The organism is Rhizorhabdus dicambivorans (assembly GCF_002355275.1).
In the GTDB taxonomy this organism is placed as follows: domain Bacteria; phylum Pseudomonadota; class Alphaproteobacteria; order Sphingomonadales; family Sphingomonadaceae; genus Rhizorhabdus; species Rhizorhabdus dicambivorans.
On sequence record NZ_CP023449.1, the window covers coordinates 2,844,454 to 2,864,626 of the forward strand.

Consider the following 20,173-nt stretch of genomic DNA (forward strand, 5'->3'; position numbering starts at 1 on the left):
GTTCTCCCCTCAGTTCTGCACGACCGTGGCGGTACCGGATCCGGCAAGCACATGGGCAAGATTACCCTGCTCGCGGATGTTGAATACCACGATCGGAATGTCGTTGTCGCGGCACAGCGCGACGGCGCTCGCGTCCATCACCTTGAGGTTGTCGGCGAGGACGCGGTTGAAGGTGACCGTCTCGTAGCGGGTCGCGGTCGGGTCCTTCTTCGGATCGGCATTGTAGACGCCGTCGACCGAGGTCCCCTTGAACAGCGCGTCGCAACCCATTTCGGCGGCGCGCAGCGCGGCGGCGCTGTCGGTGGTGAAGTAGGGATTGCCGGTGCCGGCGGCGAAAATGACGATCCGGCCCTTCTGCAGGTGCCGTTCGGCACGCCTGCGGATGAAGGGCTCGCACACCGTGGACATCGGAATGGCCGACTGGACGCGGGTATCGACACCGATCTGTTCGAGCGCGTTCTGGACGGCGAGCGCGTTCATCACGGTCGCCAGCATTCCCATATAGTCGGCGCTGGTGCGATCGAAGCCCTTGGCCGCAGCGGCCAGGCCCCGGAAGATGTTGCCACCCCCGACAACGAGGCACAGTTCATATTGGGCGGCGACGTCCGCGATCTCGCGCGCGACGCGCGCCACCGTCTCGGGATCGATACCGAACTGGCCCTGCCCCATCAGCACCTCGCCCGACAGCTTCAGCAGGATTCGTTTGAAGCGCGGGCGTTCCATGGGTGTCTTAACTCTAAATCAGGCAGGCTGGGCGGGCACCTTAGGGGCAGGTTTCAAGCCTGCCAAGCGCCCAAAAGAAAAGGCCCGCCCCACCGGCACGGAAGCCGGAGGGGCGGGCCCATATCGATCTGGATCAGGCGCCAGCGGCGGCCGCGACCTCGGCCGCGAAGTCGCTGACTTCCTTCTCGATGCCTTCACCGAGCTGGAAGCGAACATAATCCTTCAGCGTGATCGACCCGCCGGCCGCCTTGGCGGCGTTGGCGACGACCTGCGCGATCGGGGTCTTGTTATCGATCACGAAGACCTGGCTGAGCAGCGCGTTTTCCTTGCGGAACTTTGCCACCGCGCCCTGGACCATCTTCTCGATGATCTCGGCCGGCTTGCCCGACTCAGCGGCCTTCTCGGCGGCGATCGCGCGCTCGCGCTCGACGACGACGGGGTCGAGGCCATCCTCGGTCAGCGCCTGCGGGAAAGCGGCCGCGATGTGCATCGCGATCTGCTTGCCGACGGCCTCCATCTCGGCGACCGGGGCGTCGCCCTCAAGCGCGACCAGCACGCCGATCTTGCCCAGACCCGGCGCGGCGGCGTTATGGACATAAGCGACGACGGTGCCCTTCGACACCTCGACCACCTTGGCCCGGCGCAGCGCCTGGTTCTCGCCGATGGTAGCGATGTTCGAGGTCAGCTTTTCGGCAACGGTGCCGCCGCCCGGATAGCCGGCCTCGGCCAGCTTGGCGACGTCGTCACCGGCGGTGAGCGCCAGCGTGGTGACCGAACGGACGAATTCCTGGAACTGCTCGTTCTTGGCGACGAAATCGGTCTCCGAGTTGACCTCGACCGCGGCGCCCCTGGTGCCCTGGACAGCGACACCGACCAGGCCCTCGGCCGCGGTGCGGCTCGACTTCTTTGCGGCGGTGGCGAGGCCCTTGGTGCGCAGCCAGTCGATCGCGGCTTCCATGTCGCCACCATTCTCGGTCAGCGCCTTCTTGCAGTCCATCATGCCGGCGCCCGACTTCTCGCGCAGTTCCTTCACGGCAGCAGCGGTGATCTCCGCCATATTCTCGTTCCTTCTTGCTTACGGGACGGGGGAAGGAGCGTCACCGCCCCTACCCCCGCTCGTGTCACATCATGATGACAGCAGACCGCATGGCGGCCTGCCATCGGATCAGTTGGCCAGGGCTTCCTCGACGGGAGCCTCGACGGCCGCGCCGAGATCCTCGCCGCGAGCCTGGCGGCCGCCCTGCTCGCCACGGGTGGCAGCGGCGGCGACGGACTCGCAGTAAAGGCGGATCGCGCGGGCGGCGTCGTCATTGGCGGGCACCGGGAAGGCGATGCCGTCGGGGCTGACGTTCGAATCGAGGATTGCGACGACCGGGATACCCAGCGTGTTGGCTTCCTTGATCGCCAGCTCTTCCTTGTTGGCGTCGATCACGAACATCACGTCCGGGATGCCGCCCATGTCGCGGATGCCGCCGAGCGAAAGCTCCAGCTTGTCGCGCTCGCGGGTGAGCTGGAGGACTTCCTTCTTGGTCAGGCCGTGGGTGTCGCCCGACAGCTGCTCTTCAAGCGCCTTGAAGCGCTTGATCGAGTTCGAGATGGTCTTCCAGTTGGTGAGCATGCCGCCCAGCCAGCGATGGTTGACGAAATGCTGGCCCGACATGCGCGCGGCCTCGGCGATCGGCTCCTGCGCCTGGCGCTTGGTGCCGACGAACAGGACCTTGCCGCCGTGCTGGACGGTCTGACTGATGAAGTCGAGCGCGCGCGCCATCAGCGGCACGGTCTGCGACAGATCGATGATGTGGATGCCGTTGCGATCCCCGAAGAGATACGGCTTCATCTTCGGATTCCAGCGGTGAGTCTGGTGGCCGAAATGCGCGCCGGCGTCGAGCAACGCCTGCATGGAGACGGTGGGAGCCGCCATAGGATTTTCTCCTTACCCGGTTGAACCTCTGTGGGGCGGGAACCGGGAAACCCGGCACCGGTATGGATGCCCCACATGTGGAATGGGCGCGCATTATGCGAGGGCCCGTGCAAAATCAAGGGTTGACAGCGCAGAACAAATAAGGAACATGCGGAACATAACCAGATTCAAGGCGCTTTTTAAATCATGCCATCGGCGCCCAAGACGGACGACAAGGGAAACAGACGATGCTCCAGCTTCTTTCCTTCGCGCTGTTCGCGACTGTCATGATGATCTCGATCGCGGCGATCGTCGCCACGGTCCGCGCTGAGATGCCTTATATATTGCGCGCGCTCGGCATCGTCCCGCAGCCCCTGCCCCCGCTTCACCCAGCCGGCGAGCGGCGGGTGCGGGTCATTCGCTCGCCGGAATTCCGTCCGTCGCCGCGTTGTCCGATGCGCGCCGCCGCGTGATCCGGTGATAGCTCGCCACGCTGAACGGGATCGTCGCCAGATAGGCGAGCATGGTGATACTCAGCGTATGCCAGGGCGCGCTGAGCAGAGCGGCGCCGAACATGGCGACGAGCAGCAGCGCAGGTAGCCGCCAGGCCCGCGAGATATGGACGGAGGACCAGCTATAGGTCGCCAGGTCCGAGATCATCAAGAAGCCGGTCATCGCGGCCCAGGCGCAGATGAACCAGGGATCGCGGACCGCCCAGAAATCACTCCATAGCCAGATCGCGACCGGCACCAGCATCAGCCCCGCGCCCAGCGGGGCGGGCACGCCGGTCAGGAAGCCTGCTGCCTTGCGGGGATGCTCGGCCGTATCGATCGAGGCATTGAAGCGCGCGAGCCGAAGCGCCGCGCAGACGGCATAGCCAAGCGCGAAGATCCACCCAAAGCGGGGTATCTCGTTCAGCGACCAGAGGAACATGATGATCGCCGGCGAGACGCCGAAGGCGATGACGTCGGACAGCGAATCGAGCTCGGCACCGAAACGGCTTTCGCCCTTGAGCAGCCGGGCTATCCGCCCGTCGAGCCCGTCGAGCACCCCGGCGATCGCGATGGCGATCAACGCCCTTTCCCAGTCCCCGGCGATGGCGAAGCGCACGCCGGTCAGCCCCGAACAGAGTGCCAGGGCGGTAACCGCATTGGGGGCCACGGCGCGCGCGGGGATGCCGCGCCGGATATTCTGGCGTCGCGGCCGGATCATGATCTGGTGCCGATGGTCACTGCGCCGCGCCGATCGTCCGGTCGTTTTCACCAAGCCTGGCGATCACCGTCTCGCCGGCGATGGTCCGCTGGCCGAGCGCCACGCGGTGGCCGGTGCCGGCGGGCAGATAGACATCGACCCGGCTGCCGAAGCGGATCAGCCCGATACGCTGGCCAAGGCCGACGATGTCCCCGGGCTTGATGAAGGGCACGATCCGGCGCGCGACAAGGCCCGCGATCTGGGTGAAACCGATGCGGGTGCCATCCACGCCTTCGACCAGGATATGCTGGCGCTCATTCTCCTCGCTCGCCTTGTCGAGATCGGCATTGAGGAAGCTGCCGGCGATATAGGCGACCCGCTTGATCGTGCCGGCGATCGGAGTGCGGTTGATGTGGACGTCGAACACCGACATGAAGATCGACACACGGGTCATCGGCGCGTCGCCAAGGCCATCCTCTCCAGCCATCTCGCGCGGCGGCGGCACGGTGGTGATCATGGTGACGAGGCCGTCGGCCGGTGCGATGACCAGCCCCTCCCCCGTCGGCGTGCTCCGTATCGGATCGCGGAAGAAGGCAGCCACCCAGATGGTGATGGCAGCCATCGGCCAGGCCAGCGTTTCCCAGGCGAGCAGCGCGAAGACGAGGCAGATGACCGCCGCGAGCAGGACGAATTTACGGCCTTCGGGATGGACGCTGGGCCAGCGCCATTTCACCGAAGTGGTTCCGATTTCAGGCTTATCGAGTGATGTCATCTGCACAGTGTAGGGCCCGGGTTCAGGGCTGACAATCGCCACCGTTCCGATCCGTTCCCCTTCCCGGCCAGAATCTCCTGCTGAAATGCCCAAAAATATCGGTCCCCGATGGTTGATCCCACCCATTTCGTGCCCTAGGGGACCTCCCGATATTCCCTCCCCGGAGAAGAGAAGCATGGCGAAGATCAAGGTGAAGACCCCGGTCGTCGAACTCGACGGCGACGAGATGACCCGGATCATCTGGCAATGGATCCGCGAACGCCTGATTCTTCCCTATCTCGACATCGGCCTCGAATATTACGACCTGTCCGTCGAGAAGCGCGACGAGACCAACGACCAGATCACCATCGACAGCGCCAAGGCGATCCAGAAATACGGCGTTGGCGTGAAGTGCGCCACGATCACGCCGGACGAAGCCCGCGTCGAGGAATTCAAGCTCAAGAAGATGTGGAAGTCGCCCAACGGCACGATCCGCAACATCCTCGGCGGCGTGGTGTTCCGCGAGCCGATCGTGATCAAGAACGTCCCCCGGCTTGTTCCCGGCTGGACCGATCCGATCGTCGTCGGCCGCCATGCCTTCGGCGACCAGTATCGCGCTACTGACACCAGGATCCCCGGCCCCGGCAAGCTGCGCCTCGTCTTCGACGGCGAGAATGGCGAGACGCTGGACCTCGAAGTGTTCGATTTCCCGTCGGCCGGCGTCGCCATGGGCATGTACAATCTCGACGATTCGATCCGCGACTTCGCCCGCGCCAGCATGAACTATGCGCTCGATCGCGGATGGCCGCTCTATCTCTCGACCAAGAACACCATCCTCAAGGCCTATGACGGCCGCTTCAAGGATCTGTTCCAGGAGGTGTTCGACGCCGAGTTCGCCCCGCAGTTCAAGGCGCGCAACATCGTCTATGAGCACCGCCTGATCGACGACATGGTCGCCTCGGCGCTCAAGTGGAGCGGCAAGTTCGTCTGGGCCTGCAAGAATTACGACGGCGACGTGCAGTCGGACACCGTCGCGCAGGGCTTCGGTTCGCTCGGCCTGATGACCTCGGTGCTGATGTCGCCGGACGGCAAGACGATCGAGGCCGAGGCGGCGCACGGTACCGTCACCCGCCACTACCGCATGCACCAGCAGGGCAAGCAGACCTCGACCAACCCGATCGCCTCGATCTTCGCCTGGACGCAGGGCCTGCAGTTCCGCGGCAAGTTTGACGGCACGCCGGACGTGGTCAAGTTCGCCGAGACGCTGGAGCGTGTCTGCATCGAGACCGTCGAGAAGGGCGGCATGACCAAGGATCTCGCGATCCTGATCGGGCCGGACCAGCCCTGGATGACCACCGAGCAGTTCTTCGAGCAGATTCGCGTCAACCTCGAAGCGAAGATGGCGGCCTGGGCATAACTTCAGGCGGCCATGGGCTGATCAGATCAGGGGCGCCGTTCTGCAAGGGACGGCGCCCTTTTTCTTTATCCGTCAGGATCATGGGGAGCCGCCGCTTCCCTGCCCCGCTCCTGCGTCTCACCGCTTCTTCAGCGCGTCGTCGATCATGGTACGGGCGATTTCGCGCTCCCCGATGATCGACAGATCGGCGCCCATCCTGGCAAAATGGTCCACCTCGGCCTCGTCCTGGGCGCGGGCGACGATCCTGATCGCCGGATTGGCCTTGCGCGCCTGCTCGATGATCCTGCCCGCCTCGAAGCCCTCCGGGATCGCCACGCAGATCAGCCGCGCCTCTTCCAGCCCGGCCTTTTCCAACTGCTCCGCCTCGCAGGCGTTGCCGACCAGGACGGTGGCGGATGGGTGAACGGGCAAGCCCGCGGCATCGCGTTCGGTTTCGATGATCGTTACCCGCTCCCCCGCTTCGAGCAGCTTCTCGCCGACCCGCGAGCCGACCCGTCCATAGCCTACCACCACCACATGGCCCTTGCGCTGGTCCAGAACATGCTCGGTAACCGCGTCGGCGGCGGGAAGATATTTCCGGCCGAGCCGGTGGATGATCGAAAAGAGCAGCGGGTTCAGCAGGATCGAGATGATCGCGCCGGCGAGGACGAGATCGCGCCCCATCGCCGGGAACAGCTTCAGCTCATATCCCATCGTCGCGAGGATGAACGAGAACTCGCCAATCTGCGCCAGGCTGGCGGCGATCGTAAGCGCCGTCTTCCCCGAATGGCGGAAGGCGATAACGATCGACCAGGCCGCAACCGATTTGCCCAGCACGATGATAGCGACCGTCGCCAGCACGGGAAGCGGAGCCTCGGTGACGACATGCGGGTTGAACAGCATGCCGACCGACACGAAGAACAGCACCGCGAAGGCGTCCCGCAGCGGCAGCGTCTCATGGGCGGCGCGCTGGCTGAGCGGCGATTCCGCCAGGATCATGCCGGCGAAGAAAGCCCCGAGCGCGAAGGACACGCCGAACAGCATCGCCGCGCCGAAGGCCACGCCCAGCGCGATCGCCAGAACCGACAGGCGGAACAGCTCCCGTGAGCCGGTGTGGACGACGACGTGGAGGAGCCAGGGGATAAACCGCCGCCCGACGATCAGCATGAAGGCGACGAAGGCGACGACCTTGCCTACGGTCAGCGCCAGAACCGTGCCGAGCGCCGGGCCGCCGCCCTCACCCTGCGCCAGGGCCGGCAACAGCACCAGCGCCAGCACCATCGCCAGATCTTCTACGATCAGCCACCCAACCGCGATCTTGCCGCGCTCGGTATCGAGGATCTTGCGCTCCTGCAGCGCCCGCAGCAGCACGACCGTACTGGCCACCGACAGGGCCAGGCCGAAGACGAAGCCGCCGGCCAGGCTCCAGCCCAGCAATGCCGCCAGCCCCATGCCCATCAGCACCGCGACCGCGATCTGGACGATCGCCCCGGGGATGGCGATCCGGCGTACCGCCATCAGATCGCGCACCGAGAAATGCAGGCCGACGCCGAACATCAACAGGATGACGCCCAGTTCCGCCAGCTGATCGGCGAGATGCTGGTCGGCGACATAGCCGGGGGTGAAAGGGCCGACAGCGACGCCGGCCATCAAATAGCCGACCAACGGCGGCAGCCGCAGCCGGTGTGCGAGGGCACCGAAAAGGAAAGCGAGCGTCAGGCCCGCGACGATGGTGGCAATAAGCGGTGTCGCGTGAGGCACGCGGCCTGTTCTCCCGATGCTGTTGCCGTAGATCGGCAGAGATGAGGGCAATCCTCCGGAGAGGAAAGGATTTTTCGTGAAGCGGGTGGTTTTCATGGTTCGCTTCCGCAATGATTGACGGATGGCGCTCCCCATTCATTCCGCGGCCTTTAGCGATTCGCTCGTCATTCTTGGGGCGGCCGGCCTCGTCATCCCGGCCTTCACGCGTTTCAGGATCACCCCCGTCATCGGTTTCATCCTGGTCGGCATGCTCGTCGGCCCGGCCGGGCTGGGCCGGCTGATCGATGACGTCCCCTGGTTATATTATATAACGATCAGCAACCCACATTCGATCGAACCCTTCGCCGAGTTCGGCATAGTGCTGCTGCTCTTCTCGATCGGGCTGGAACTGAGCTTCAGGCGGCTCTGGGGAATGCGGCGGACGGTGTTTGGGCTGGGCACGTCCAAGCTGCTCCTCGCCGCGCTGGCGATCGGCATCGGCCTCTGGCTGTTCGGGGAAACGCCCACCGGCTCGCTGGGCCTCGGCCTCGCACTGGCCCTTTCCTCCACCGCCCTCGTCCTGCCGATGGTGGGCACCAGCGGGGCGATCGGCAAGCGCGCCTTCGGCATCCTGCTGCTGGAGGATCTGGCGTTGGTGCCGATCGTCTTCATGCTGGGCGTGATGGCCCCCTATGGCGACAGCGACGGGTGGGATGGCCTGTTCCAGACGCTGGGCTTCGGCATAGCGATGATCGCGGTGATGATGATCGGCGGACGCTTCGTGCTGCCGCGCCTCTTCGCCCAGGCGGCGCGCGCGAAAAATCCGGAATTGTTCCTCTCCGCCAGTCTGCTCGTCGTCATACTGTCGAGCATCGCCACCACGGCGGTCGGCCTCTCGCCGATCGTCGGTGCGCTGGTCGCGGGCCTGTTGATCGCCGAAACCGATTATCACGCCGAAGTCGATCTTGTGATTGCGCCGTTCAAGGGCCTCGCGCTCGGCATCTTCCTGATCACCGTGGGAATGTCGGTCGATCCCCTGAAGATCCTGGATCATTGGGATGAAGTGGCGCTCGCGGTCGTCGCCGTGGTGCTGGCCAAGGCCCTGATCACCGCAGGGCTGATGCGTTTCTGGGGAGCCAAGCGCGCGGTGGCGGCCGAAACCGGGCTGCTGATGTCGTCGCCCTCGGAGACCACCCTGATCGTGCTGGCCACGGCCGCACAGGCTCGCTTGATCAATCCGGACACGGCGGCCTTCTGGCAGATGGTCACCGCGATCGGCCTCACGATCACGCCGATCCTCGCCAAGATCGGCCACGATATCGCCCGCAAGGTCGATGAGCGGGAAAGCGCATCCGACCCGAACCTGTCGGAAAATGTCAGCCATCGCGCCATCATCGCCGGCTTCGGCCGGGTCGGTCGCCTCGTCGCGCAGATGATGGACGCGCACGACCGGCCCTATATCGCGGTGGATGCCGATATCGATACCGTCCTCCACGCGCGGCGGCGGGGATATCAGATCATGTTCGGTGACATCGCCCGGCCCGGAATGATCGATCACCTCGACCTCAGCAGGGCGAGCGCACTGATCCTGACCATGGACGATCCGGTGCAGGTCGTCCGCATCACCCGCTATGCCCGCGATCGTTATCCCGAACTGACGATCGTCGCCCGCGCCCGCGATCCCAACCACGCCGCCGAGCTCTACCGCGCCGGCGCCACCGATGCGGTCCCCGAGACACTGGAGTCGTCGCTCCAGCTATCGGAAGCGGTGCTGGTCGATCTCGGCGTGGCGATGGGGCCGGTGATCGCCTCGATCCACGAGAAGCGCGCCGAGTTGCGCGCCAAGATCATGGAAATGGGTGAAATCGAGCGCGAGCCCGGATTCGGCCGGTGGCGGCTGCGGGACGCCCGCCCCGAGATTGCCGACGACTGATCCCCGCCGAGCCGCGTCGACCAGGAGGCGATGGGCCGTGCGTCGCCGGTTCCCCACCGCCCCGGCGCCTGCTATCCACCCGCCCCATGTCATCCAAGCATCTCTATCTGGTCGATGGTTCCGGCTATATCTTCCGCGCCTATCATCGCCTGCCGCCGCTCACCAATCGCCACGGAACCCCGGCCGGGGCCGTGTTCGGCTTCACCACCATGTTGTGGAAGCTGATAAACGAGCTGCACCAATCCGATGGACCGACTCACCTCGCGGTGATTCTCGATGCCTCGTCGAAGACGTTCCGCAACGAGATGTACGACCAGTACAAGGCTCACCGTCCGCCGCCGCCCGAGGACCTGGTTCCGCAGTTTCCGCTGATCCGCGACGCGGTCCGCGCCTTTTCCGTTCCCTGCATCGAGGAACTCGGGCTGGAAGCCGACGACATCATCGCCTGCTATTCGGAAGCCGCGCTGGCGGCGGGCTGGCAGGTCACGATCGTCTCGTCGGACAAGGACCTGATGCAGTTGATCCGCCCGGGCCTCGACCTGCTCGATACGATGAACAACCGCCGCCTCGGCCGTGAGCATGTCCTGGAGAAATTCGGGGTAGAACCCGAAGCGCTGGGCGATGTGCTCGCGCTCATGGGCGACAGCGTTGACAATGTGCCGGGCGTTCCCGGGGTCGGCCCCAAGACCGCGAGCGAGCTGATCCGGACCTATGGCAACCTGGAGACCGTGCTCGCCAGTACAGACCAGATCAAGAAGCCCAAGCTCAAGCAGTCGCTGATCGACCATGCCGACAATGCGCGGCTGTCGCGCGAGCTGGTCCGGCTCAAATGCGATTCGCCGCTGCCTGAGCCCCTGGACGGGCTGGAGCTGAAGGGCCTGCCGCCCGAGCCGTTGCGCGCCTTCCTTGAGGATATGGGCTTCAAGTCGCTGCTATCGAAAATCCAGGGCGACGGCCCGGCCACGCTGCCCGGCGGCGGGCCGACCATGCTCGCCCTGGCGCCCGGCGCCGAGGAGAAACCGGCTCCGGTCGTCGAGCAGGTGCCGTTCAACCACAAGGATTACGAGACCGTCGTCGACGAAGCCGCGCTCGACCGCTGGATCGCCGAGGGTTTCGCCTGCGGCCGGATCGCGGTCGACACCGAAACCGATTCGAAGGATCCGGTGCGCGCCCGGCTGGTCGGCGTCAGCCTTGCAACGGCGCCGGGCAAGGCCTGCTATATCCCGCTCGCGCATGTCGGTGACGGGCTGCTGTCGGAAACGCCGACGCAGATTCCGATGGCGGTGGCGATCGCCAAGCTCAAGCCCCTGCTTGAAGCGCCCGACATCCTCAAGATCGGCCAGAACATCAAATATGATATGGTCGTGTTCGAGCGGAACGGCGGCATCAGGGTTGCGCCCTATGACGACACGATGCTGCTCTCCTATGACCTCGATGCCGGCCTCGGCGGACATGGCATGGATGAGCTGGCCAAGCGCCACCTCGATCACGCCTGCATCGAGTTCAAGACGGTGTGCGGCACCGGCAAAAGCCAGATCAGCTTCGACAAGGTGACGCTCGACGTTGCGACCGAATATGCCGCCGAGGATGCCGACGTCACCCTGCGGCTGTGGCAGCGATTGAAGGGCCGGCTCGCCAGCGAAGCGGCGACGCGGGTCTATGAGCTGGTCGACCGGCCGCTGGTGCCAGTGCTGGCCGACATGGAAATGGCCGGAATCAAGGTCGACCGCGAGGAGCTTGCCCGGCTGTCGGCCGAATTCGCAGGCGAAGCGGCGCGCCTCGAAGCGCTGATCCATGCCGAGGCGGGCGGGCCCTTCACCGTCGGCAGCCCCAAGCAACTCGGTGATATCCTGTTCGACAAGATGGGCCTGAAGGGCGGCCGCAAAGGCAAGACAGGCGTCTATTCGACCGACGTGACCGAAATGGAACGACTCGCCGGCGAGGGCGTCGCCATTGCGCGGCTGGTGCTCGACTGGCGCCAGATCACCAAGCTGAAGTCGACCTATACCGACTCGCTTCAGGGCGAGATCAACCCCGCCACCGGCCGCGTCCACACCTGCTTCTCGATGGCGGTGGCGCAGACCGGACGGCTTTCGTCGACCGATCCGAACCTCCAGAATATTCCGATCCGCACCGAGCATGGCCGCCGCATCCGCGATGCCTTCGTCGCCGAGCCGGGCAAGGTGATCCTGTCGGCCGACTATTCGCAGATCGAGCTGCGCCTGGCCGCGCACATGGCCGATGTGCCCGCGCTGAAGGACGCTTTCGCGCGTGGCGACGACATCCACGCGCTGACCGCGCAGGAGGTGTTCGGCGAGGTGACCCGTGATACCCGCGCCCGCGCCAAGACGATCAACTTCTCGATCCTCTACGGCATCTCGGCCTTCGGCCTCTCGGGCCGCCTGGAAGTCTCGCGCGCCGAGGCGCAGGACATGATCAATCGCTATTTCGCGCGCTTTCCCGGCATCAACCACTATATCGCCGCCACCCTCGATCAGGTCCGCAGCACCGGCTTCACCACCACCCTGTTCGGCCGCAAGACCCACCTCCCGTGGATCAAGAGCGCCAAGCAGGGCGAGCGCCAGTCCGCCGAGCGCCAGGCGATCAATGCGCCGATCCAGGGCACCTCGGCCGACATCATCAAGCGCGCCATGGTGCGGATGAACCCGGCGCTGGCGGCCGCGGGCCTGGGCGACGTGCGGATGCTGCTGCAGGTCCATGACGAACTCGTGTTCGAGCTGGATCCCGGGCAGGTCGATGCGGCGTCCGAGGTGATCCGCAGCGTGATGGCCGGGGCCGCCGAGCCGATCGTCGAGCTGTCCGTGCCGCTGGGCGTGGAGATCGGCACCGGGCCTAGCTGGGGCGCGGCGCATTGACCCCAGTTCCCGAAAGCGCTCCTGCCGGCTCGCAGGCACTCAGGGAGGGCGACGACATCAAGGCGCTCGCCAAGGGCGGGCGGACGAGTTTTTTCGGCTTCGTGCTTCGCCTTGCTGCGCGCATTCCCTTCCTGTTCATCGCCGGCCGCATCTACGGGGCCGAGGCGCTGGGGCGCTTTGCCTATGCGGTGATCATCGTCGAGTTCGTGGCGACCCTTGCCACGCTGGGCCTCAAGCGCGGCCTTGCCGAACAGCTTTCGGGTACCGATCGCCCGCATGTTCATGTGGTATGGGATGCCCTTCTGGTAGGCGCGATCGCCTCGGCGGCGGCGGCTGTGATACTGGGCATGTTCCCACAGATCATGTTTCCGAACAGCGGCATCAACGGACTCGAATGGCTGCTGCCTCTGACCATTTTCGCGCTCGTCTGGTCGGATATCGCGCTCGCGGCGCTGGCCTATCGGCTCGATATCGGTGCCACGGTGCGGGCACGCTCGATCATCGAGCCCTGGACGATCAGCATCGCCGCCTTCGCGCTCTCCTTCTACTCGCTGCGTGACGGATTGATCATCTCCTACGTCATCTCGATGGGGGCGGCGCTGGTCGCCTCGGTCTGGCCGCTGATGAAGAGCTTCGGATGGCCGCGCGGCTGGCGGCCCCATCCTGCAGCCCTGTTTCACCTGACCCGGCGCAACGTGCCGCTAGCCGCCGCCGACGCGATCGAATGGGGTTCGCGTCGCCTCGACATCGCGATACTGGGCCTGTTCTTCTCGCCCGCGATCGTGGGCATCTATTATGTCGCCCAGCAGGTCGCGTCCCTGCCCCAGAAGCTGAAGACCAGCTTCGATCCGATTCTGGGCCCGGTCATCACCCGCAATCTCGAGGCGGGAAACCGCGTCGCCGTGGCCAGGCAGGTTCGTCAGGTCGGCTTCTGGATCATCGCCGCGCAGGCTGCGGTTGGCCTCGCTCTGGGCATTCCCGGCGAAGGGGTGATGGGCCTGGTCGGCCCCAATTTCGTCGCTGGCACCGCCGCCCTCGCCTTCCTGCTGGTGGCGGAGGTGGTGGCCGCCACCGCCGCCGTGTCGGAAGCCGCGCTGATCTATGTCGCCCGCCACCTCAACCTCTGGATATCGCTGGCCATGATCGGCATCCAGATCATCCTGAGCTTCACCTTCGTGCTGATCCTGCGCGACGAATTCGGCCTGCCGCCGATCTGGCAGGCGGCGGGTCCGGCGATCGCGCTGGCGACGGCGCTCGGCATCGCGTCGATCATGAAGGCGCGGCTGCTGTCCAGGCTGCTCGGAGCACCGGTGTCCGGCTGGCGCTGGCCGCTGATCTGGGCGGCGGCGGCGGCGGCGGCGATCGGCTATTTCGCGACCAAGCTGCCCGAATGGGCCGAGTTGTCGCTCGGTATCCCCGCAATATTACTGGTCTTCGGCCTGGTCGTGTGGCGCTTCGGCTTCACCAGCGAAGACCGGATGCTGTTCCGCTTCCGCGAAGGCTGATCGATCAGCCGCCCTGTTGCGGCAACGGCATGATGACGCCGCGATCGGGCACATCCTCGCGCCAGCGGACCGAGCCATAGGGCCGTTCGAGCTTGCGCCGCACAGAGATGGGCGCATCGCCGACATGGAAATCGATCGCCTTTTGCCAGGCCTCCAGATCGGCGACGGTCAGGCGGCTGCGCTGGCGCAGATAATCGTGCCAGGTCGGGGTATGATAGCGCTCGGTCCACAGTTCGGGGTCGCCGACATCGCGCGCCAGGGACCAGTTATAGCCCCCGGTCCGATGGCGAATCTGCTCCAGCGGGAGCATCGCGGTGTAGAAGGCACGCGCCTGATCGAGCGGCACGCGATACTCTATCGAAACGGCGATCGGCCCGCTGCGTCCGTTGAGATCGAGGTTGGTCTGCGGCTCGGTCAGCGGCTCGTCGCGATCGCGCTGTTCCTCGATGGCCGGCATCCGCCACCATATCCCCGCCGCGATCGTCAGGATGACGGCAACGCCCGAGGCGACCAGCGCGAAGCCGGTGCCCTGCACTGCGGCGACCTGACCCCATACCCAGCTGCCGATCGCCGTCCCGCCGCAGACGGAGGTCACGCAGGCCGCAAGCGCCCGGCCGGTCACCCAGCGTGGCGAGGACATCTGGATGTTGATGTTGCACAGCGCCATCGCGGTCATCCAGCCGGCCCCGGCGCCGACCAGTAGCAGGCAGGTCAGCAAGGTCGTATGGCTCAGCCCGATACCGACCGTGCATAGCCCGACCAGCACGCAGCTCAGGGCCACGGCCCGTTCGTCCGACGCGCGTTCCTTGATGGCGGACAGCGACAGCGCGCCGATCACCGCGCCACCCCCGAAGCAGCCGAGCAGCAGGCCGTAGAGCGAGGCGTTCCCCCCCAGCATGTCATGCGCCACCAGCGGCATCAGCGCGGACACCGCTACGCCGGCCAGGGCGATCGTGGTGGTCCGTACGAGCACCGCGCGGATCGGCGGCGAATGGATGACGTAGCGCGTGCCGGAGATGATCGCCCGGCCCAGGGCCTCTGGAGGAAGTCGCGAAGTTTCCGGCCGCCGGCGCCAGAAGATCATCACGACGATCAGCGGCACATAGGCGAGCGCGTTGAACATGAACGCGGCCAGCACCCCGGCCGCGGCGACCAGCACGCCGCCGATGGCCGGGCCGAAACTGCGCGCGATATTGTAGCTGATCGAGTTGAGCGCGATGGCCTGCGGCAGTTCGCGTGCCGGCACCTGCTCACCCACCGAACTCTGCCAGGCCGGGCCGAACAGGGCCATGCCGGTTCCGACCACGAAGCAGGAGACCAGAATCCACGCGGGGGTGAGCCAGCCCATCAGCGTGATCAGGCTGATGGCGAGCGCGCCCAGGAAAGCGATCGACAATGCAACGAGCGCGATCTTGCGGCGGTCATAGCTGTCGGCCACCGCCCCCGCGAACAGCGAGAAGAGCATGAGCGGCGCGAAGGTTGCGGTCTGCACCAGCGCCACCATGTCGGCACGTCCGGTAAGCTGGGTCATCGCCCAGGCAGCGCCGACGCCCTGGATCAGCTGCCCGAAATTGGAAAAGAGGCTGGCCGTCCAGATGCGACGGAACAGGCCATTGCGCAGCGGCGTGAATGGCCCGATCCGTTCTTCCACTTCGCCGCCCCCATCGGCCATGTCAGCCTGGTCTCCCATCAAAAACTAGTCGATCAACGCGCGAGAACGCCTGGCGATCAATGCCGGAAATGGCGCATGTTCGTGAAGACCATGGCCAGCCCCGCCTCGTCGGCCGCCGCGATTACCTCTGCGTCGCGGATCGAGCCGCCGGGCTGGATCACCGCGGTCGCGCCCGCCTCGACAGCCGCCAGCAGGCCATCCGCAAAGGGGAAGAAGGCATCCGAAGCGACCGCCGAACCGATGGTACGCGGCTCGGCCCAGCCTGCCTTCCCGGCGGCATCCTTCGCCTTCCAGGCCGCGATCCTGGCGGATTCGAGCCGGTTCATCTGGCCAGCGCCGACACCTGCGGTCGCGCCGCCCTTCGCATAGACGATCGCGTTGGATTTGACATGCTTGGCCACCGTCCAGGCGAACAGGCAGTCCTTCAGCTCCTGATCGGTGGGTGCCCGCTTCGTCACGACCTTGAGGTCGGCCTCCCCGATCCGGCCATTATCGCGCGACTGGACCAACATCCCCCCGGCAATCGTCTTCATCATCAGCCCGCCACGCGCCGGATCCGGCAGTTCGCCGGTCAGCAGCAGGCGGAGATTCTTCTTCCTGGCGAAAACCGCCTTGGCATCGTCATCGGCATCGGGCGCGGCGACGACCTCAGTGAAGATGCCGCTGATCGCTTCCGCGGTCTTCCCGTCCAGCGGTCGGTTGACCGCGATGATCCCGCCGAAGGCCGAAACGCTGTCGCAGGCGAGCGCGGCTTCATAGGCCTCTATCAAGGTGTCGGCGGTCGCGACGCCGCAGGGATTGGCATGCTTGACGATGACAACGGTGGGCGGGCCGTCGCGGAATTCGCTGACCAGTTCCAGCGCCGCATCGGCGTCGTTATAATTGTTGTAGCTCAGCTCCTTACCCTGGATCTGGGTGGCCTGGGCAATGCCGCGCGCCGCCGGCCCGGCCGGCACATAGAGCGCCGCCTGCTGGTGCGGGTTCTCGCCGTAGCGCAGCCCCTCGGCCTTGCGCAGCGGCACCGACAGCGCCTCGGGGAATAATTGCTGCTGATCGCCGAACGCAAACCAGGAGGAGATCATCGCATCATAAGTGGCTGTGGCGGCGAATGCCTTCGCGGCGAAGCGCTTGCGCGTTTCGAGAGAAGTGCTGCCGCCGCTGGCGATGATCTCGGCATAGTCGGCCGGATCGGTTGCGATCGTCACATAGCCATGGTTCTTCGCCGCCGAACGGACCATCGACGGGCCGCCGATATCGATATTCTCGATGATCTCGTCGCGGCCGGCGCCCTTGGCGACCGTCTGGGCGAACGGATAGAGATTGACGACGACGAGGTCGATCGCGCCGATGCCGTGATCAGTCATCGCCTTCGCATGCTCGGGATCGTCGCGCACGCTGAGGAGGCCGCCATGGACCATCGGGTGAAGCGTCTTGACGCGACCGTCCATCATTTCCGGAAAGCCGGTGATGTCGGAAACGTCCTTCACCTCGAGGCCTGCCTCGCGAAGAGCCTTGGCGGTTCCGCCGGTCGACACCAGTTCGACGCCCCAGCCTGCCAGTGCCTGCCCCAGTTCCACCAGCCCGCTCTTGTCGGAGACCGATAGCAGCGCGCGCTTGATCGTCACCTTGTCCGGAGCGGGAGTGGTCGGCGTCTTCATGGGGCTGTCCTGTAGCGGGAGGCGGGAGTCGCCGCCCGGTTAGGCGAAGCCGTCGTGAATTGCCAGCCCATCAGGCTGACAGGACGGGCCTCAGGCGGCGTCCTGACGAAGGGCCGGCGCCCGCAGAGGCAGCGATATCTCGAATGCAGCGCCGGTGAAGTAAGTCTCGTCGAGGTCCAGCTTGCCGCCTAGCTGTTCGACGATGGATCTGGAGATGGCAAGGCCGAGTCCGGTGCCGGGCATGTTGCTCAGTCCCTCGGTGTGGGGAGACTGGCTGAACCGATCGAACAGTCGAGGTCGGAACTCCGCAGGAATCCCGGGCCCCTCATCCACCACGCGGATACGCGCACCCGCGCTGGCGGGAAGAAGTATGACCTGCACCGTCGACCCCGCGGGCGAGAATTTGGCGGCGTTGGAGATCAAATTGGCGACGACCTGAAACAGCCGGTCGCCATCAGTCATCGCCAGTACCGGGCGGCGCGGGGCATCGAGGGTAAGGCGCACGCCGGCCTCCGCCGCAAAAGGAGATGTCTGTTCCACGACATCGAGCAGCAGCGCGCAGAGGTCTGTTTCCTCTATGACATATTTTAGCTTCCCGCCGTCGATCCGGTCGAGATCCAGCAGGTCGTCGACGAGCCGTTTGAGCCTCTTCGCGTTGCGCGCAGCGATTTCGATCAGCGGCGCCGCCGTTTCGGGTAGCTCGACCGCACCGCTGGTCAGGAGCGTCAGTGCGCCCGAGATGGAGGTCAGCGGGGTCCGCAGCTCATGGTTGACCGATGAGACGAACTGCTCCTTGAGCTGGACGATCTTGCGCAGTTCAGCGCTCGCCTTCTGGGCATCGGCTTCGGCGATGCTGCTGAAGCCCACCGCTATCGGGCCGACCAGGAGGTGCGCAACCAGCATGTCCTCATCGGTGAATGCGGCGATCTGCGGCGCGTGATATTTGAGCACGCCCACCGTCTGCCCCTGATGCGGGATCGGCACGACGATCATCGAACGCAGGCCGACCCGGCGGCAGGCGGCACGATTGACGCGCGAGTCGGTTTCCGAATCGTCGCATTGCAAGGGCTGGCCGGTGAGGATGCTCATCCCCGACAGGCTGGCATTGAGCGGCAGCCGCAGCCCGACCATCGGCGCCGAGGAGCCGCTGGCGGCGGCATAATAGAGCTGATCGGCATCGCGCAGCTCGATGACGACCCCATTGGCCTGCGGCATCACCGAGGTTTCGTCGACGATCGCCTGCAACACGTCTTGCAGGGCACCGCTGCCGGCCGCGATCCGCTGCTGAATCGCGATGAGGCCGCGAAATCTGTTCACATCCATCGCGAAACGCTCGCCTCAACCCTCTCCCATGGAGAGATGATGAGGCAAGCTATCCGAACAGAGGTTAAAAAGCAGCCACTTATCGGTTCGCGGGGCGAATTTTCAGCGGAGCGCCTTGATCGCAGCACGGCCGGCATAGGTGGCGACCGGGCCCAGCTCCTCCTCGATGCGGATGAGCTGGTTGTACTTAGCGAGCCGGTCCGATCGGGCCAGGCTGCCGGTCTTGATCTGTCCGCAATTGGTGGCGACGGCGAGGTCCGCGATCGTCGAATCCTCGGTCTCGCCAGAGCGGTGCGACATGACGGCGGTGTAGCCGGCGCGCTGCGCCATGTTCACCGCTTCCAGCGTTTCGGACAGGGTGCCGATCTGGTTGACCTTGACCAGCAGCGAATTGGCCAGGCCATCCTTGATGCCCTGGGCCAGGCGCTTCGGGTTGGTCACGAATAGATCGTCGCCGACGAGCTGGCACGTGCCGCCGATCTTGTCGGTCAGTATCTTCCAGCCCTCGAAATCATCCTCGCCCATGCCGTCTTCGATCGAGACGATCGGATAGCGGGCGCAGAGATCGGCGAGATAATCGGCCATTTCGGCGGGCGAGCGCTTCACGCCCTCGCCATGGAAATCATAGACGCCGTCCTTGAAGAACTCGGTCGCGGCGCAATCGAGTGCGAGCACCACGTCGTCGCCGGGCCTGTAGCCGGCCTTCTCGATCGAGGACATGATGAAGTCGAGCGCGTCGGGCGCGCTAGCGAGGTTGGGCGCGAAGCCGCCCTCGTCGCCGACCGCCGTCGCCAGCCCCTTGTCGTGCAGCGCCTTCTTCAGCGTGTGGAAGATTTCCGAACCGCAGCGGACCGCGTCGAACAGCGTATCCGCGCCGACCGGCATGATCATGAATTCCTGGAAGTCGATCGGATTGTCGGCATGGGCGCCGCCATTGATGATGTTCATCATCGGCACCGGCAGCACCTGCGCCGAAACACCACCGACATAGCGATAGAGCGGCAGTGCGCGGGCATCCGCCGCCGCGCGCGCGACCGCGAGGCTGGCACCGAGGATCGCGTTGGCGCCCAGGCGGCCCTTGTTCGGTGTTCCGTCGAGTTCGATCATGCGCGCGTCGATCTCGCCCTGGTCCTCGGCCTCCATGCCGATAATCGCCTCGGCGATCTCGCCATTGGCGGCGTCGACCGCGTCCTGCACGCCCTTGCCCAGCCAGGCCTTGCCGCCATCCCGCTTCTCGACCGCCTCATAGGCGCCGGTCGAGGCGCCCGAAGGCACCGCCGCGCGGCCGAAGCTGCCGTCCTCCAGCGTGATGTCGACTTCGACCGTGGGGTTGCCGCGGCTGTCGATGATCTGGCGGGCATGGACGTCGACGATGGCGGTCATTGGGCTATGGTTCCCTGCTGGTGGACGCGATGATCCGCGCGCTCTATCCGCCGAGGCGAAGATAGGCAAATATGAAGTCGTTTCGGGTCTGGTAAAGGAACGCTATCCTTCCCACTTGGTTG

At 65.5% G+C, this 20,173-nt stretch carries 15 protein-coding genes; 5 read left to right on the forward strand and 10 right to left on the reverse strand.

Annotated elements, in window-relative coordinates; genetic code table 11:
* Positions 1 to 9: 9 nt before the first annotated feature.
* The 3 genes from pyrH to rpsB all read right to left on the reverse strand — a co-directional run bounded on the left by pyrH (position 10) and on the right by rpsB (position 2,644).
* Positions 10 to 723: a UMP kinase gene (gene pyrH / locus CMV14_RS13445; RefSeq protein WP_066963471.1), complete on the reverse strand. Its 714-nt coding sequence runs from the start codon at positions 721 to 723 to the stop codon at positions 10 to 12.
* A 133-nt stretch (positions 724 to 856) separates the two neighbouring features.
* Positions 857 to 1,780 carry a translation elongation factor Ts gene (gene tsf, locus CMV14_RS13450; protein ID WP_066963466.1) on the reverse strand — a complete coding sequence of 308 codons (924 nt, stop codon included), beginning with the start codon at positions 1,778 to 1,780 and terminating at the stop codon, positions 857 to 859.
* Positions 1,781 to 1,888: 108 nt separating this feature from the next.
* The gene (gene rpsB / locus CMV14_RS13455) at positions 1,889 to 2,644 is read right to left on the reverse strand and encodes a 30S ribosomal protein S2 (protein ID WP_066963463.1); all 756 of its coding nucleotides are present in this window, start codon (positions 2,642 to 2,644) and stop codon (positions 1,889 to 1,891) included.
* Between the two features lie 227 nt (positions 2,645 to 2,871).
* Between rpsB and CMV14_RS13460 the strand changes: the two genes are divergently transcribed.
* Complete coding sequence (locus CMV14_RS13460; protein WP_096367747.1) at positions 2,872 to 3,096, forward strand: hypothetical protein; 225 nt, start codon at positions 2,872 to 2,874, stop codon at positions 3,094 to 3,096.
* On the opposite strand, the gene CMV14_RS13465 is transcribed toward CMV14_RS13460, so the two are convergent.
* Together CMV14_RS13465 and CMV14_RS13470 are read right to left on the reverse strand one after the other, a co-directional pair.
* Positions 3,038 to 3,832: a CDP-alcohol phosphatidyltransferase family protein gene (locus CMV14_RS13465; protein WP_066963555.1), complete on the reverse strand. Its 795-nt coding sequence runs from the start codon at positions 3,830 to 3,832 to the stop codon at positions 3,038 to 3,040. The genes CMV14_RS13460 and CMV14_RS13465 overlap by 59 nt on opposite strands.
* Before the next feature lie 19 nt (positions 3,833 to 3,851).
* The gene (locus tag CMV14_RS13470; protein WP_066963457.1) at positions 3,852 to 4,586 is read right to left on the reverse strand and encodes a phosphatidylserine decarboxylase; all 735 of its coding nucleotides are present in this window, start codon (positions 4,584 to 4,586) and stop codon (positions 3,852 to 3,854) included.
* Positions 4,587 to 4,761: 175 nt separating this feature from the next.
* Here CMV14_RS13470 and CMV14_RS13475 point away from each other — a divergent pair, with 175 nt between their 5' ends.
* Positions 4,762 to 5,982 (forward strand): NADP-dependent isocitrate dehydrogenase, encoded by a 1,221-nt coding sequence (locus tag CMV14_RS13475; RefSeq protein ID WP_066963453.1) that lies wholly within the window; start codon positions 4,762 to 4,764, stop codon positions 5,980 to 5,982.
* A 117-nt stretch (positions 5,983 to 6,099) separates the two neighbouring features.
* Here CMV14_RS13475 and ybaL read toward each other — a convergent pair whose 3' ends face one another.
* Positions 6,100 to 7,722, reverse strand: coding sequence for a YbaL family putative K(+) efflux transporter (gene ybaL / locus CMV14_RS13480; protein ID WP_066963444.1), 1,623 nt, complete (start codon positions 7,720 to 7,722; stop codon positions 6,100 to 6,102).
* 121 nt (positions 7,723 to 7,843) lie between these two features.
* Between ybaL and CMV14_RS13485 the strand changes: the two genes are divergently transcribed.
* The 3 genes from CMV14_RS13485 (at position 7,844) to CMV14_RS13495 (ending at position 14,015) form a co-directional block, all read left to right on the forward strand.
* The gene (locus tag CMV14_RS13485; protein ID WP_066963436.1) at positions 7,844 to 9,634 is read left to right on the forward strand and encodes a cation:proton antiporter domain-containing protein; all 1,791 of its coding nucleotides are present in this window, start codon (positions 7,844 to 7,846) and stop codon (positions 9,632 to 9,634) included.
* A gap of 86 nt (positions 9,635 to 9,720) precedes the next feature.
* A complete protein-coding gene (gene polA / locus CMV14_RS13490) occupies positions 9,721 to 12,510 on the forward strand; it encodes a DNA polymerase I (protein WP_066963432.1) in 2,790 nt (929 codons plus the stop codon).
* Entirely contained in the window at positions 12,507 to 14,015 is a 1,509-nt protein-coding gene (locus tag CMV14_RS13495; protein ID WP_066963429.1) for a lipopolysaccharide biosynthesis protein, read from the forward strand. The genes polA and CMV14_RS13495 overlap by 4 nt, the downstream gene beginning before the upstream one ends.
* 4 nt (positions 14,016 to 14,019) lie before the next feature.
* Here the strand turns inward: CMV14_RS13495 and CMV14_RS13500 are convergent, their stop codons facing one another.
* The 4 genes from CMV14_RS13500 to eno form a co-directional block, all read right to left on the reverse strand.
* Positions 14,020 to 15,687 (reverse strand): MFS transporter, encoded by a 1,668-nt coding sequence (locus CMV14_RS13500; protein ID WP_066963425.1) that lies wholly within the window; start codon positions 15,685 to 15,687, stop codon positions 14,020 to 14,022.
* A 56-nt stretch (positions 15,688 to 15,743) separates the two neighbouring features.
* A complete protein-coding gene (gene purH, locus CMV14_RS13505; protein WP_066963420.1) occupies positions 15,744 to 17,345 on the reverse strand; it encodes a bifunctional phosphoribosylaminoimidazolecarboxamide formyltransferase/IMP cyclohydrolase in 1,602 nt (533 codons plus the stop codon).
* A gap of 90 nt (positions 17,346 to 17,435) precedes the next feature.
* Positions 17,436 to 18,662 carry a sensor histidine kinase gene (locus CMV14_RS13510; protein WP_176489021.1) on the reverse strand — a complete coding sequence of 409 codons (1,227 nt, stop codon included), beginning with the start codon at positions 18,660 to 18,662 and terminating at the stop codon, positions 17,436 to 17,438.
* A 108-nt stretch (positions 18,663 to 18,770) separates the two neighbouring features.
* Positions 18,771 to 20,051, reverse strand: coding sequence for a phosphopyruvate hydratase (gene eno / locus CMV14_RS13515; RefSeq protein WP_066963403.1), 1,281 nt, complete (start codon positions 20,049 to 20,051; stop codon positions 18,771 to 18,773).
* Between the last annotated feature and the right edge of the window lie 122 nt (positions 20,052 to 20,173).

What these genes read in the sequence shown, in the direction of transcription:
- CMV14_RS13500 (WP_066963425.1), bottom strand. Translation starts at nt 15,687, where the DNA reads ATGGCCGATGGGGGCGGCGAAGTGGAAGAACGGATCGGGCCATTCACG.
- CMV14_RS13475 (WP_066963453.1), top strand. Translation starts at nt 4,762, where the DNA reads ATGGCGAAGATCAAGGTGAAGACCCCGGTCGTCGAACTCGACGGCGAC.
- eno (WP_066963403.1), bottom strand. Translation starts at nt 20,051, where the DNA reads ATGACCGCCATCGTCGACGTCCATGCCCGCCAGATCATCGACAGCCGC.
- polA (WP_066963432.1), top strand. Translation starts at nt 9,721, where the DNA reads ATGTCATCCAAGCATCTCTATCTGGTCGATGGTTCCGGCTATATCTTC.
- CMV14_RS13470 (WP_066963457.1), bottom strand. Translation starts at nt 4,586, where the DNA reads ATGACATCACTCGATAAGCCTGAAATCGGAACCACTTCGGTGAAATGG.
- tsf (WP_066963466.1), bottom strand. Translation starts at nt 1,780, where the DNA reads ATGGCGGAGATCACCGCTGCTGCCGTGAAGGAACTGCGCGAGAAGTCG.
- purH (WP_066963420.1), bottom strand. Translation starts at nt 17,345, where the DNA reads ATGAAGACGCCGACCACTCCCGCTCCGGACAAGGTGACGATCAAGCGC.
- pyrH (WP_066963471.1), bottom strand. Translation starts at nt 723, where the DNA reads ATGGAACGCCCGCGCTTCAAACGAATCCTGCTGAAGCTGTCGGGCGAG.
- rpsB (WP_066963463.1), bottom strand. Translation starts at nt 2,644, where the DNA reads ATGGCGGCTCCCACCGTCTCCATGCAGGCGTTGCTCGACGCCGGCGCG.
- CMV14_RS13485 (WP_066963436.1), top strand. Translation starts at nt 7,844, where the DNA reads ATGGCGCTCCCCATTCATTCCGCGGCCTTTAGCGATTCGCTCGTCATT.
- CMV14_RS13460 (WP_096367747.1), top strand. Translation starts at nt 2,872, where the DNA reads ATGCTCCAGCTTCTTTCCTTCGCGCTGTTCGCGACTGTCATGATGATC.